This is a genomic window from Pigmentiphaga sp. MLSB6-MA01 (genome assembly GCF_058793475.1).
Genome location: NZ_JBXAFV010000002.1, coordinates 322,739 through 335,837, shown reverse-complemented (window position 1 = coordinate 335,837; position 13,099 = coordinate 322,739). Strand labels below are relative to the sequence as shown.

Annotated in this window: 11 protein-coding genes; 2 read left to right on the top strand and 9 right to left on the bottom strand. The window is 67.5% G+C overall.

Annotation, left to right across the window (positions count from 1 at the left end; genetic code table 11):
• Positions 1 to 10: 10 nt before the first annotated feature.
• From AC1Q6E_RS04865 to AC1Q6E_RS04840, 6 genes are all read right to left on the bottom strand, one after another.
• Positions 11 to 1,261, bottom strand: a complete 1,251-nt coding sequence (locus AC1Q6E_RS04865) for a Zn-dependent hydrolase (protein ID WP_492572317.1) — start codon at positions 1,259 to 1,261, stop codon at positions 11 to 13.
• The gene (locus AC1Q6E_RS04860) at positions 1,258 to 2,046 is read right to left on the bottom strand and encodes a maleate cis-trans isomerase family protein (protein WP_296561012.1); all 789 of its coding nucleotides are present in this window, start codon (positions 2,044 to 2,046) and stop codon (positions 1,258 to 1,260) included. Before AC1Q6E_RS04860 ends, AC1Q6E_RS04865 begins: the two co-directional genes overlap by 4 nt.
• A gap of 32 nt (positions 2,047 to 2,078) precedes the next feature.
• Positions 2,079 to 2,861 carry an HpcH/HpaI aldolase family protein gene (locus AC1Q6E_RS04855; RefSeq protein ID WP_130358378.1) on the bottom strand — a complete coding sequence of 261 codons (783 nt, stop codon included), beginning with the start codon at positions 2,859 to 2,861 and terminating at the stop codon, positions 2,079 to 2,081.
• 8 nt (positions 2,862 to 2,869) lie between these two features.
• The gene (locus AC1Q6E_RS04850) at positions 2,870 to 3,649 is read right to left on the bottom strand and encodes a creatininase family protein (protein ID WP_152800017.1); all 780 of its coding nucleotides are present in this window, start codon (positions 3,647 to 3,649) and stop codon (positions 2,870 to 2,872) included.
• Between the two features lie 148 nt (positions 3,650 to 3,797).
• Positions 3,798 to 4,754: a tripartite tricarboxylate transporter substrate binding protein gene (locus AC1Q6E_RS04845; RefSeq protein WP_296561008.1), complete on the bottom strand. Its 957-nt coding sequence runs from the start codon at positions 4,752 to 4,754 to the stop codon at positions 3,798 to 3,800.
• A gap of 38 nt (positions 4,755 to 4,792) precedes the next feature.
• Positions 4,793 to 5,776: a tripartite tricarboxylate transporter substrate binding protein gene (locus AC1Q6E_RS04840; RefSeq protein ID WP_296561005.1), complete on the bottom strand. Its 984-nt coding sequence runs from the start codon at positions 5,774 to 5,776 to the stop codon at positions 4,793 to 4,795.
• Between the two features lie 308 nt (positions 5,777 to 6,084).
• On the opposite strand from AC1Q6E_RS04840, the gene AC1Q6E_RS04835 reads away from it, so the two are divergent.
• Positions 6,085 to 7,014 carry a LysR substrate-binding domain-containing protein gene (locus tag AC1Q6E_RS04835; protein WP_492572316.1) on the top strand — a complete coding sequence of 310 codons (930 nt, stop codon included), beginning with the start codon at positions 6,085 to 6,087 and terminating at the stop codon, positions 7,012 to 7,014.
• On the opposite strand, the gene ppsR is transcribed toward AC1Q6E_RS04835, so the two are convergent.
• Positions 7,011 to 7,859 carry a posphoenolpyruvate synthetase regulatory kinase/phosphorylase PpsR gene (gene ppsR / locus AC1Q6E_RS04830; RefSeq protein WP_152800023.1) on the bottom strand — a complete coding sequence of 283 codons (849 nt, stop codon included), beginning with the start codon at positions 7,857 to 7,859 and terminating at the stop codon, positions 7,011 to 7,013. The genes AC1Q6E_RS04835 and ppsR overlap by 4 nt on opposite strands.
• A 249-nt stretch (positions 7,860 to 8,108) precedes the next feature.
• Between ppsR and ppsA the strand changes: the two genes are divergently transcribed.
• Complete coding sequence (gene ppsA / locus AC1Q6E_RS04825) at positions 8,109 to 10,472, top strand: phosphoenolpyruvate synthase (RefSeq protein ID WP_152796866.1); 2,364 nt, start codon at positions 8,109 to 8,111, stop codon at positions 10,470 to 10,472.
• 62 nt (positions 10,473 to 10,534) lie between these two features.
• On the opposite strand, the gene AC1Q6E_RS04820 is transcribed toward ppsA, so the two are convergent.
• Complete coding sequence (locus tag AC1Q6E_RS04820; protein ID WP_152796864.1) at positions 10,535 to 10,978, bottom strand: DUF1330 domain-containing protein; 444 nt, start codon at positions 10,976 to 10,978, stop codon at positions 10,535 to 10,537.
• A 107-nt stretch (positions 10,979 to 11,085) separates the two neighbouring features.
• Positions 11,086 to 13,014: a serine hydrolase domain-containing protein gene (locus AC1Q6E_RS04815; protein ID WP_492572315.1), complete on the bottom strand. Its 1,929-nt coding sequence runs from the start codon at positions 13,012 to 13,014 to the stop codon at positions 11,086 to 11,088.
• Positions 13,015 to 13,099: the final 85 nt, after the last annotated feature.

Sequence of the window (13,099 nt, the reverse complement as noted above, 5' to 3'; positions counted from 1 at the left end):
GGAAAGAAAGTCAGGGAGCGGCCAGGACGTCGGCCAGCAGGCGCGTGCCCAGCGCGAAGTCGTCCATGTCCATGTGTTCGTCGGGGTTGTGCGAGCCGTGGTCGTTGCGCACGAACACCATGCCCGTGGGCACGCCGCGCTGGGCGAACACCGCCGCGTCGTGTCCCGCGCCGCTGGCCATGCGGCGCGCGGCGATGCGGTGGCGGGCCGCGGCGGCATCCAGCGCCTGCTGGATGCCCGCGTCCATCAGCGCGGGCTCCGAGCCGGTCCGGGGGCCCAGCTCGATGCGCGTGCCGGTCGCTTGCGCCAGCCTGCGCGCATGAGCTTCCAGCAGGGCATCGACCTCGTCCAGCACGGCGTGGTCCTGGCTGCGCACGTCCACGCAAAGGTCCACTTCCCCGGCCACTTTGCTGAACGCGTGCCGGGCGGGGTTGGTGGAGAACTTGCCGAAGGTCACAACGAGGTCGCGGCCCTGCGCCTCCAGTTGTTCCCAGTCGTCGTCGATGGCCGCCACCAACAGGGCGGCGGCGCGCACGGCGTCGCGCCGGCCGGTACGCGGCACGGCGCCCGAATGGGCGTAGCTGCCCAGGATGCGGGCATCGCGATAGCGCAGGCTGCCGCGTATGCCGGTGACGATGCCCACCGGCAGCGCCTCGTCCACCAGCACGGGGCCTTGCTCGATGTGCAGTTCGACGAAGCGGGCGATGCGCGCGGGGTCCAGCCAGGCGCCGCCGAACGCGGCGGGGTCGCCGCCGCATTCGGCCAGGTGCTCGGCCAGCGTGCGGCCGGTGTCGGCGCGCCGCAGTTGCAGCGCGTCGCGGTCGACCAGCCCGAAGGCAGCCTTGCTGCCCAGGTAGGAGTAGGGAAACCAGGTGCTTTCCTCGGCGCGCACGGCCATCACCGTCACGTCCGCCGGCGGCACGAATCCGGCCGCCCGCCAGCCCGCCAGCACCGCCAGTCCGGCCACCACGCCGGCGGCGCCGTCGTAGTTGCCGCCGGCCGGCACCGAGTCCAGGTGCGAACCCGTCATGACGCGGGGTGCCCGCCGGTCCCGGCCGGGCAACGTCAGGTACAGGTTCAGCGCGGCGTCGCGCGCGATCTCCAGGTCCAGCGTGCGCGCGATGCGCACGGCCTCGTCATGCGCGCGCTGCTCGCCCGGGCCGTAGGCATCGCGGGTAATGCCGGCCCCGTCGTGGCTGTCGCGGCGCAATTGCGCGAACAGCGCCGTGGCCAGCGCGAGGTCGGGCGCCGGGATGCTCATCGGGCGGACGGCAGCGCGTAGCTGGATTCGTCGATCGGATCCAGCCGGGTTTCCAGCAGCGTGCCGTAGCCGCTGATGGCGGTGCGCAGGCCCAGGAGGCGCAGGCAGGCCCAGAAGCAGGCCTGGTTGCTGGTCACGACCGGCTTGCCCAGTTCGCGCTCGATCTCGGCGATGACGTCGAAAGTGGCGAGGTTGGTGCAGGAGATGAAGATGGCGTCGGCGTCGGGACGGTCGATCGCGCGGGCCAGCCGGAAGACCATCTCGGGCGGCACGCGGCCGATGCCGCGGCGCTCTTCCTGGGTCTCACCCAGGCGCAGGCCTTGCAGCGTCAGCACGTCGAAGCCGTAGTCGCGCAGGAATTTGTCCTCGCTCTCGTTGACGAAATCGACGTAGGGCGTGCCCACCGCGATCTTGCGGGCGCCCAGCGCGCGCAGCGCCGCCACGACGGCGCCGGCGGTGGCGATGGCGGGCGTGCCGGTACGCTGGCTCATGTTGCGGATCAGTTCTGGCAGCGGGCAGATGATCGAGCCCGAGGTGCAGCCGTACGCCACCACGTCGACCTCGGCCGTGGCCAGTTCGTCGGCGGCGCCGTTCACCGCCTCGGCCATCTTGTAGTAGGACTCTTCGGTGGCGGGGCCCAGCAGCATGGCGCGGGCGGTGTGGATGGTCACGCCCTCGGGCGCGAGGCGCCAGAACTCGGGTTCGTTGACGGTGTTGGTGGACGGCACGATCAGGCCGATCTTGGCCTTCCAGCCGTAGGGGCTATACATGGCGACTGCTTTCATCGAAGACTCCTGGTGTATGAAGGGATGGGGGATCAGCGGCCCGCCGCGCGCTTGAGTTCCTGCGCGGCCGAGCTGAAGGTGTTGAACAGCGCCGCGGCGTCGTTGGCATAGGGCATCCACCGGATGCCGCGGCCTATCCATTCGGCGGCGCTGGCGGGGTCCTGGCAACTGAAGCCCCAGGGCACGTCGTGGCGCTGGCAGGTGGCGATGACGTGCTCGGTGGCCTCGACCATGCGCGCGTGCTTCATGTCGCCGGGCACGCCCAGCGCCTGCGACAGGTCGTCGGGGCCGATCATCACGGCGTCCAGCCCCGGCACGCGGCAGATGGCGTCCAGGTTGTCCAGGCCGCGCTGCGACTCCATCATGGCCACCGTCAGGGTGTGCTCGTTCATGGCCTGGATCTGCTCCAGCGGCCGGGTAAGCCGGACGTAGTCGGTGTGCGGGCCGCGCATGTTCAGGATGCGTTCGCCGCGCGGGTGGTACTTGGTGGCGCGCAGGATGGATTCGAGCTGTTCAGCCGTCTCCACGTTGGGCAGCAAGAGGCCCATGGCGCCGGCGTCCAGCGGCCGCGTGTAGTCGTGCGGCTGCATGCCGGCCGGCCGCACGATGGGCACGATGCCGGCTTCGCGAGCCACCAGGCACAGCGTGCCGACCTCGGCGATGGTGAAGTCGCTGTGCTCCATCTCGATCAGCACGAAGTCCAGGCCCGTCACGGCCAGCAGTTTCATGAAGCGCGGATGGTGGACCAGCGTGGCCCAGGTGCCGAAGGCCGGTTTGCCGGCCTGCCAGAGCGCTTTCAGCGGATTGGTGCGCATGGCCGCTCCTAGGCCTGGAACGACATCTGGCTGAACTTCCTGGCTGCCTCGGCCAGGTAGTCCACCGCGGCGTTCCAGACCTGGTGCCCCTGCTCGGCGGTGGCGCCGGTCGGGTCGCCCTGGGTGCCGATGGGGGCGTAGTCGCTGATGTCGCTGAAGACCGAGAAACTGGACTTGCCCAGGCTGACCTTGCCGCTGGACACCGTCTTGACGCCGTCCACGAAGGGGCGCAGCGATTCGGTGGCCTGGGCGCGGTCCATGAAGACCAGCTCGGGGCACTTGGCCAGCGCCACGGAGGTCACCATTTCCGAGGCGTGGCCCGAGGGCGATTTCCTGGTCTTGAACTCCACGCCGCCCACGTCGCGCATCACCGAGAAGACGTCGATGGTGCCGCCCACCGCGCCATGGCGCCGGCGGAGGTTGCGGCACACGCTTTCGATGGGCCCGAGCGAGCCGGCGTGGATGTTGACGAACATGAAGTGGCGGAAACCCTGGCCGGCCAGCCCGTCGCACATCTCATCCAGGTAGCGCTCGAGAGTGGCCATCGATACCGACAGCGTGCCGGGATAGTCCAGGAACATGGCGGAGTAGTTGACCGGGATGATGGGGGTCACGGCAAAGCCCGTCAGCGCGCCGACCTCGGTGGCGATCATCTCGCACAGCCGCAGCTCCGCGCCCGTGGCCAGGTGCGAGCCGTACTGCTCGGTGGCGCCCACCGGGACCAGCAGGGTGTCGTGATTCTTCAGGTAGGCGCGGATGTCCGCGTAGGTGCTGTGGTCGGTTCTCATGAAGCGTTCGTCTCGTTCAGGATGGCGGAAGGTCCGCCGTTGGGATGGCTTGCCCGGGGCCGGATGGCAAGGCGGACGCGCGGCCGCGCCGGTCCCGGAAATCGCGGCCGGGGGAAATGTCGCCCGGCCATCGCGCGTGGTGGATGCATCATTGGTTCCAGGGCTTGGCCTTCCACAGCTCGCGCAGCGAGACGTCCAGCCGCCGCAGGCTGTCCAGGTACTCTTGCGGAGGCAGGTAGCGCACCGGCAGGAAGGATTTCTGCGCGCGATCCAGGAATACCGGGTCGGCGGCGCAGGTCCGGATGGCGTCGGACAGTGTCTTGACCACCTCGCGGGGCATGCCCTTGGGGCCGGCGAAGCCGCGCATGGAGCCCGCGACGATGTCGTAGCCGGCTTCCTTGAAGGTGGGCAGCTCGGCGGCCACGGACGAGCGGGTGTCGCTCATCACGCCCAGGATGCGCCAGGGCGAGCCGTTGCGGAAACTCACGGCTTCGTCCACGTTGGCCATGGTGGTGTCGATCACCTTGCCCAGCAGCGCGGTGCGGGCGGGCGCCGCGCCCTGGAAGGGTACCGGGGTCAGCTCGATGCCGGCCGACTGCTCCAGCAGCAGCAGCGCGATGTGGCCGGCCGAACCCACGCCCTGCGTGCCCACGGTGAGGCTGCCCGGCTTGGCCTTGGCCGCGCGCACCAGGTCCTGGATGGTGTGGATGCCGCTGTCGGCGTGCACGCTGATCGTGCCCGGGGCGTCGGCCACCGCGCCCAGGAAGTCGAAGCTCGCGACGGTGTAGCGGGTCTGGCGCTCGATGGGGATGCTGACCACGCCGGGCGTATTGACGATGCCCAGGGTGTAGCCGTCGGGGGCCGCCGTGGCCAGCGCGGCCAGGCCGATGTCGCCGCTCGCGCCGGGGCGGTTGGTGACGACGATGGTGGCGCCCTTGATCTGGCCTTCCATGCACTGGGCGACGGTGCGCGCGGTCAGGTCGGTGCCGGCGCCGGCGCTGAACGGCACGATCATGGTGATGGGGCGGTCGGGGTAGCCGGCGTGCGCGGCGCAGGCGCCGGCCAGCGCGAAGGCGGAGGCGAGGAAGCGGATGGCGGTTTTCATGGAGGCAGTCCGGTGCGGAGGGAGTGAAGGGGTCGGCATCATTGATTCCAGGGCGAGGCCGCCCACAGTTTCTCGAACCGGCCCTGCATGCCCGTCAGCAGGGACGAATAGTCGTCACGGGGCAGGTAGCGGACGTTCTGCTCGGCTCCCTTGGCCGCCTGGCGGAATTCAGGATCGTTGATGGCCTTGTCCACCAGATCGGACAGCGCCTTGAGCGTTTCGGGCGGCGTGCCGCGCGGCGCGCCCAGTCCGCGCAGCGAACCGCTTTCGATGGGATAGCCGGCTTCGGCGAAGGTGGGCAGGTCCGCCGCCATGGGGGAGCGGCTGGGGGCCATCTGGCCCAGGATGCGCCACTGCTTGCCCTTGGAGAAACCGAGGGCCTCGCCCAGGTTGGCGGTGGCGATGTCGATGTGGCCGCCCAGCAGCGCCGTGGCCACGTCCGCCGTGCCCTTGAAGGGGACGTGCCGCAGCTGTATGCCGGCGGCCTGTTCCAGCAGCAGCATGGAAATATGGCCGGCCGAGCCCACGCCGGCGGTGCCGTAGGTCAGTGTCCCCGGTGCCTTGCGGGCCGCTTCCACCAGGTCCTGGACGCCGCGCAGGGGGCTGTTTCCGCGCACGCTCAGGGTGCCGGGATCGTCGACGATGTTGGCGACCACGTCGAAGCTTGACAGGCTGAATTGCGCCCGGCGTTCGATGGGGATGGTCAATACATTGGGTGTATTCAGGATGGACAGCGTGTAGCCATCGGGCGCGGCATTGGCCACCGAGGCCATGCCGATCTCGCCACCGGCGCCGGCGCGGTTCACCACCACGACGCTGCGGCCCGCATGCTTCTCCATGGTGCGTGCCAGGAGGCGGGCGGTCAGATCGGTGCCGGCGCCGGCCGAAAACGGCACCACGATGGTGATAGGCCGGTCCGGATAGGCATGGGCCGGGAGCGCAACTGCCAGGGCCAGCGTGGCCAAGGCGCGGCCCATGCCGCGCCGGGCGGCCGCCGCTAGGAGGGAGGAGGGGGTCTTCATACCTGCTTTTCCATTCAAGAGAGAAGGGTGGCGAACGCGGGATTGCGTGCCGTCTCCTGTGATACCAAGCAAGTGCTGTGCCATGAAGTTGATTGAAATTAATGTGAGTTATTGAGTTTTGATTTGTTTTATTTGTTTTTAGGTGAAGTTGATCCCACTGCAGGGCATCAGTGTCTGGCACATCGGTCGGTGGGCAAGAGATGCCCGGACAGGCATCCATGGCGTTCATGGTATAAACAAAAATTCTTAGAGGAAAACGCTTTATTTTTCTTCTGAGGTCAAATTTTTTCTATCAATGGGGCGTAAGAGTGCTGCGCGAACTGAAGACGTTTCTCGCGGTCGTGCGCTGGGGCACGTTCGCCGCCGCAGGGGCCCGCATCGGCCTGACGCAGTCCGCGGTCAGTGCCCAGATGCAGCGGCTGGAGGAGGCGCTGGGCGCGCCGCTGTTCACCCGGACCGGGCGTTCGGCAATCTTGAACGAGGCGGGCGAAGAGGCCGTGGAGATGGCCCGCCAGATCGTCGGCCTGTTCGATGAACTGGCGGTCAGGGTGACGAGCCGGGAGTTGCGTGGCACGGTCAGGATGGGGGCGATCCAGACCGCCCAGGTGGGTATGCTGCCGGCGGCGCTCGGCATCCTGCGGGACCGGCATCCCCTGGTGTCGGTGCGGCTGGTGCATGGTTCGTCGCTGTTCCTGATCGGCCAGGTCGACAGCGGGGAGCTGGACGCCGCGCTGATGATCGCGCCGCCCTTCATGCTGCCCCGGGAACTGCTATGGCAGCCCCTGGTGCGCGAGCCATTCGTGCTGGCGGTGCCGCAGCACATCCCGAGCGACGATTGGCGCCAGCTGCTGGCCACCCATCCCTTTATCCGCTACGACCGTGCCTCGTTCGGCGGCCGGGGGGTGGAGCACTTCCTGCGCCGGCACGAGCTGCATGCCGAGGCGATGCTGGATATCGAGGACGTGGATGCCATGGTGGCGATGGTGGCGGCCGGGCTGGGCGTCTCGCTGGTGCCGATCACGCGCAGGAACTGCCTGCCGCCCGGTGTGCGGGCGGTTTCGCTGGGCGAGGATATCTTCTACCGCGAACTGGGCATGGTCATGCCCCGGGAGCCCAGGCGGCGTGAATTGTTGAATGTGCTGCGGGAATGCCTGGAGGTCGCGGCCCAGCCCCATGCGGCCGAGAGCGAGGCGCTGGCGCGCCCGCCGTCCGGCCCCGCCGCGCGGTCCTCGTCTTAATAGAACCGGCCTTCCAGCCCGATTTTCTGCAGCACCGTGGTCGAGATCTCTTCTATCGATTTGGTCGTGGTCGACAGCCAGCGGATGCTTTCGCGGCGCATCAGCTTCTCGGCCTGGGCCACTTCGTAGCGGCACTGTTCCAGCGATGCGTAGCGGCTGTCGGGGCGGCGCTCGTGGCGCACCTCGGCCAGGCGGTCGGGCTGGATGGTCAGTCCGAACAGCTTGTTGCGGTGGGGCAGGATGGCCGAGGGCAGGGCGTCGCGCTCGAAGTCGTCCGGAATCAGCGGCACATTGGCGGCCTTGATCCCGTATTGCATCGCCAGATACAGGCTGGTGGGCGTCTTGCCGCAGCGCGACACCCCTACCAGGATCACGTCGGCCTGTTCCAGTCCCTTGATGAACTGCCCGTCGTCGTGCGCCAGGCTGAAGTTGATGGCCTCGATCCGGCTCTGGTATTGCTTGGTGTTGGCCATGTTGTGCGAGCGGCCGATCGAATGGCTGGACTTGATGTTCAGCTCCTGTTCGATGGGCTCCACGAACGTCGAGAACAGGTCCAGGAAGAGGCCGTTGGCCTGGCGGACCCGGGTGTTGATTTCGGAATTGACCAGGGTGCTGAAGACGATGGGGCGCTGTCCGTCCGTCGTGAAGGCGGTGTCGATCCGGGCCGCCACGTCGGCGGCCTTGTCCACCGAATCAATGAAAGGAAGCCTGATGTGGCGGAAGCGGGCGTTCTCGAACTGGGCCAGGACCGAGTGGGCGAAGGTCTCGGCGGTGATGCCGGTGCCGTCGGAGACCACGAATACGGTGCGCAGGTACGAATTCGCGGCGGGGGCGGGTTGGGGCATGGATATCTCGCAAAAACGGGGTTTCCGGGGGTGGGAAAGGCAAACGAACGGACGAGGTGCAGAAAGGCCGGCGGCCGGCGTACAATCGAGGGATTACCCCTCGATTACGCATGGCGCACGCCCAAGGCCTTGGAGCCCTGGGCCGCGGTGGAGGCGGGTTTGGCCAGCGCACCACGCATCACGGCGCGGAATCGCCCGGCGCGTGTGCTCGCCAAACAAGCTTTCTTGCCATTGTAATAGGGGACTTTCATGTCTTATGTTGTGCCGTTCGAGCAGCTCCGGATGACGGATGTTGACTCGGTAGGAGGAAAGAACGCCTCACTTGGAGAGATGATCAGCCAGCTCACCGGCGCAGGTGTCCGCGTGCCCGGGGGCTTTGCCACGACGGCAGAGGCTTTCCGCGATTTCCTGAAGGATTCGGGCCTGGATACCCGGATCAACGAGCGCCTGTCTTCCCTGAATCCGGAAGACGTGCGCGCGCTCGCCGAAACCGGCGCGGAAATCCGGCAATGGATCGTCGACGCTCCGTTCTCGGCCAAGTTCGAGAAGGACATCCATGACGCGTTCGCCAAGCTCGACGCCGACGGCAAGGGTTCGTTCGCCGTCCGTTCGTCCGCCACCGCCGAAGACCTGCCCGACGCCTCGTTCGCCGGCCAGCAGGAAACCTTCCTGAACGTGGTCGGCATCGACGACGTGCTGGACAAGATCCGCCATGTGTTCGCGTCGCTGTACAACGATCGCGCCATCTCGTATCGCGTGCACAAGGGCTTTGCCCATGCCGACGTGGCCCTGTCCGCCGGCATCCAGCGCATGGTCCGTTCCGACACCGGCGCGGCCGGCGTCATGTTCACCATCGATACCGAATCGGGCTTCCCCGACGTCGTATTCATCACCTCGTCCTATGGCCTGGGCGAAACGGTGGTGCAGGGCGCGGTCAACCCCGACGAGTTCTACGTCTTCAAGCCCACGCTGGAAGCCGGCCACTATCCCATCGTCAGCCGCCGCATCGGCTCCAAGCTGATCAAGATGGAATTCGATCCTGCCCGCACCGAAGGCCGCGCCGTGCGCACCGTCGATGTCGCGCCCGAGCTGCGCAACCGCTTCTCGCTGTCCGACGAGGACGTGATCGAGCTGGCGCGCTATGCCGTCATCATCGAGAAGCACTACGCCCGTCCCATGGACATCGAGTGGGGCCGCGACGGCAACGACGGCAAGATCTACATCCTGCAGGCCCGTCCGGAAACCGTGAAGTCGCAGCAGGCCGGCAACGATGTGCAGCAGCGCTATCGCCTGAAGGCCACCGGCAACGTGCTGGTCACGGGCCGCGCCATCGGCCAGAAGATCGGCTCGGGCCCCGTGCGCCTGGTGGCCGACATCGCCGACATGGACAAGGTCCAGCCCGGCGACGTGCTGGTCACCGACATGACCGATCCCAACTGGGAGCCCGTCATGAAGCGCGCCTCGGCCATCGTCACCAACCGCGGTGGCCGCACCTGCCACGCGGCCATCATCGCGCGTGAACTGGGCATCCCGGCGGTCGTGGGCAGCGGCGATGCCACCAGTCTCCTGGGCGACGGCGCCATGGTCACCGTGTCCTGCGCCGAAGGCGACGAAGGCCGGATCTACGACGGCCTGCTGGAAACCGAGGTCGAGGAAGTCCGCCGCGGCGAGATGCCCGCCATCGACGTCAAGATCATGATGAACGTGGGCAACCCGCAACTGGCCTACGACTTCGCGCAGATCCCGAACGGCGGCGTGGGCCTGGCCCGCCTGGAATTCATCATCAACAACAACATCGGCATCCACCCCAAGGCCATCCTCGACTATCCGAATGTCGACGGCGACCTGAAAAAGGCGGTGGAGTCGGTGGCCCGGGGCTACGCCAGCCCGCGCGCATTCTTCGTCGACAAGCTGGCCGAAGGCATCGCCACGATCGCGGCGGCGTTCTATCCCAAGCCCGTCATCGTGCGCATGTCCGACTTCAAGTCGAACGAATACCGCAAGCTGATCGGCGGCTCGCGCTACGAGCCCGAGGAAGAGAATCCCATGCTGGGCTTCCGCGGCGCGTCGCGCTATATCGCCGACGAGTTCGCCGAGTGCTTCCGCATGGAGTGCGAGGCGCTGCGCCGCGTGCGCCAGGAGATGGGCCTGACCAATGTCGAGATCATGATTCCCTTCGTGCGCACGCTCAAGCAGGCCGAGCGCGTGGTGGGGCTCCTGGCCGACAACCAGCTCAAGCGCGGCGAGAACGGCCTGCGCCTGATCATGATGTGCGAAGTGCCGTCCAACGCCGTGCTGGCCGAGCAGTTCCTGGAGTTCTTCGATGGCTTCTCGATCGGTTCGAACGACCTGACCCAGCTCACGCTGGGCCTGGACCGCGATTCCGGCCTGGAACTGCTGGCCGCCGACTTCGACGAACGGGACCCCGCCGTGCAGGCGCTGCTGTCGCGTGCCATCGAGGCGTGCCTGAAGGCGGACAAGTACGTGGGCATCTGCGGCCAGGGCCCGTCCGACCACCCGGATTTCGCGGTATGGCTGAAGGACCAGGGCATCAAGTCGATCTCGCTGAATCCGGACACCGTGGTCGACACCTGGAAGAAGTTGGCTGAGTAAGCCCTTGGCGTTCTTCGTGGCGCCATGAAAAGCGGGACCGCGGCGCGGTCCCGTTTTTTTATTCAGCTCGTCTGCCCGATCTGCGTCAATGGCAGAAGCCGGGCGTCTTCGATGGCAGCCGTTCTATGGCCCATGCCTGCCAGATACGCCGCGTTGTTCGCGAAATCCAGGAATGACTCGACGCTGCCTTGCCTGACCATCATGGCGAGGTCCCAGCGTTCGTTCTCCGGGCCGATCAAGAGCGGGCCGCCGGTCCCAAGGAACAGAAGGTCCCCACCGCTTGCGCGCAGGAACGGGAGGGTGTGATGGATATAGCGATCGAAGGCTTGCGCGCCGCTGATGGGCGCTTTCGGCGCCAGTTCCGGATTCGCGGTGTAGTCGGCGATCTCGCGAAAGCGCAGCAGGTTCAACATGACAACGTTGCCTTGCATTTTCCTCATGACGAATGCGCGGCCGGATTGCTGCGTGGGCTCCAGATAGCGAATGGGTTGGGTGGGCGGCGCCATGTTCAAGGACTTCCTGTTCGGCCAAAGGTGAATTCATGCAAATTTTACCCGGGTAAAAATAACTCGTCAATATTACCCGGGTAAATATTTGCCGGTGCCGCCCGCCCTCAGCCCACGGATGCCTCGTAGGTCCAACTGCCTATGGTCAGCGTCTCTTTGCCGCCGGCCGTGGCGAAATGCAGCTCGTACAGGTCGCGGCCGGCGTTGGCGGGGATCTTGACGGCCATGCCGGCGCGGTCGGCGGACAGCGGGGCCAGGAGCTGGTATTCGGGCGTGCCGTCGTCGTAGCTGCTGTTGCGGACCAGGATGTAGCCCGGCAGTTCGGGCAGGCCGCCCAGCGTGGCGTAGGGCGTGCCGCTCAAGGTGGACGGCATGGTCGTGGCGGCCTCGTTGGTGACGGTCCAGGTCTTGCCCAGCCGCGCCTGCCAGGCGGCGCCCAGGGGGGGCAGCGGAAGCACTTGCTGGCCCACGGGCAGCGTTGTCTCGGTGTAGCCGGCACCGAACAGGGGGCCGCGCAGCATCAGGTAGCGATAGCGGGTGGGCTGGCCGTTCGCGTCGGTGCCGGACACGACCTCGAAGCGGTAGCTGATGGGGCCGTCGTTGCCCCACCACCAGCCGTCGCCGCGGTAGCGGTACGTGGCGCCGCCGTTCATCGGCTGCCAGGCGGTGCCGTTCCAGGAGGACAGCGAGAAACTGCCGTCCTGGTTGGCGGTGACCCGCGTGGGCTGGTTGTAGTTGGCGTAGATGCCAACGGCGTCGGCCAGGCCGGGCGATGTTGCCACGGGCGGCGCGGCCCGGGCGACCCGCGGCGGCAGGGCGCGTATCGTGCCGTCCTCGACCAGGGCGCGCAGCAGCACGCCTTCGGCCAGCGCGCCGGCGCGATAGGTGTCGGCGAGCTGGGCATTGCCGGTATTGCCGGTCACCATCAGGGCCAGCCGCTGGTCCGGCAGCACGTAGAAGTCACTCGAGAAAAAGGTGGTGCCGCCGTTCTTCTGCCAGGCCCGGATGCCGGCCGCGGCCAGGCCGGGGTGCCGCACGCTGTCCCAGCCCAGCCCCCACATCCATTCCGGCGAAGGATTGATGGCCAGGCCCGTGGTCTGGTCGGTACCCATCTGCGCGATGCCGTCGGCCGACACGATGCGCCGCGACTGGTAGACCCCGCGTTCGAGCAGCATGCGCGCGAGCTTCATCATGTCGCCGGGCGTGGCGGTCAGGCCGCCGGTGGCCAGCGGATTGACGAACTCCTGGGGGTACTGCCTGCCGTTCGAATAAGGCAGCGCGAACGAGCCGCCCGTGGGTTTCTTCGTCAGGAAGCTGGAGTCGGCCATGTCCAGGGGCGTCAGCACGTTGGCCTGGACGAAGCTGGCGTAGTCCTGCCTGGCGAGGGCCGCCACCAGACGTTCGATCATCGTGAAGCCATCGTTGCAATAGACCGCCAGTTCGCCGGGCAGGTGCTTCAGATGCTGGTCGGCCAGGGCTGCTTCGGCATGGGCCGCGTAGCCCGGTATGGGCTCGAAGGCGAAGGCGTCGCGCATGCTGGTGCCGGGCAGGCCGGAGGAATGCGAAAGCAGGTGCCGGGTCGTGATCTGCGCGTACTCGGGCGACAGCATGGTGAAGCCGGGCAGGTAGCGCGCCACGGGCGCGTCCAGGTCCAGCAGCCCGCGGTCCCGCAGGATCATGGCGGCCAGCGCCGCCAGCACCTTGCTGACCGAACCGATGTTGAAGCGCGTCAGGACGGTGGCCGTCACGTTGTCCTGGACCGAGGCGCGGCCGAAGGCCTGCTGCCAGACCACGGTGTCGTTCTTGAGCAGGGCGATCGAGACCGCGGCTGCGTTGCCGGGATCGCCCGCCAGGGCGCGCGCGATTTCCTGGCGGCCCCATTCGATCGTCTGCGCGTAGGCGGCGGGCGTCGGACCGTCGCCCCCGCCACAGCCCGGCAGGACCGCGGCCAGCACGCCGGCACCGCCATAGCCCAGGAACTGCCGCCGGCTGGCGGATGGAGGGTGGGCGGGCGTGGGGACGGGTAGTGCGCGCATAGTGGTTCCTCCGGTTGCCGGGGGCGTGCCGGGCGGCAATTCCCCCGCGCAGGCATAATAGCGGCAGATACGTCACTGCGGCGCG

Bases quoted from the DNA above. Each gene is read 5' to 3' on its own strand.
- AC1Q6E_RS04815 (WP_492572315.1), bottom strand. From the start codon at position 13,014: ATGCGCGCACTACCCGTCCCCACGCCCGCCCACCCTCCATCCGCCAGC.
- AC1Q6E_RS04865 (WP_492572317.1), bottom strand. From the start codon at position 1,261: ATGAGCATCCCGGCGCCCGACCTCGCGCTGGCCACGGCGCTGTTCGCG.
- AC1Q6E_RS04840 (WP_296561005.1), bottom strand. From the start codon at position 5,776: ATGAAGACCCCCTCCTCCCTCCTAGCGGCGGCCGCCCGGCGCGGCATG.
- ppsA (WP_152796866.1), top strand. From the start codon at position 8,109: ATGTCTTATGTTGTGCCGTTCGAGCAGCTCCGGATGACGGATGTTGAC.
- AC1Q6E_RS04850 (WP_152800017.1), bottom strand. From the start codon at position 3,649: ATGAGAACCGACCACAGCACCTACGCGGACATCCGCGCCTACCTGAAG.
- ppsR (WP_152800023.1), bottom strand. From the start codon at position 7,859: ATGCCCCAACCCGCCCCCGCCGCGAATTCGTACCTGCGCACCGTATTC.
- AC1Q6E_RS04860 (WP_296561012.1), bottom strand. From the start codon at position 2,046: ATGAAAGCAGTCGCCATGTATAGCCCCTACGGCTGGAAGGCCAAGATC.
- AC1Q6E_RS04845 (WP_296561008.1), bottom strand. From the start codon at position 4,754: ATGAAAACCGCCATCCGCTTCCTCGCCTCCGCCTTCGCGCTGGCCGGC.
- AC1Q6E_RS04820 (WP_152796864.1), bottom strand. From the start codon at position 10,978: ATGGCGCCGCCCACCCAACCCATTCGCTATCTGGAGCCCACGCAGCAA.
- AC1Q6E_RS04855 (WP_130358378.1), bottom strand. From the start codon at position 2,861: ATGCGCACCAATCCGCTGAAAGCGCTCTGGCAGGCCGGCAAACCGGCC.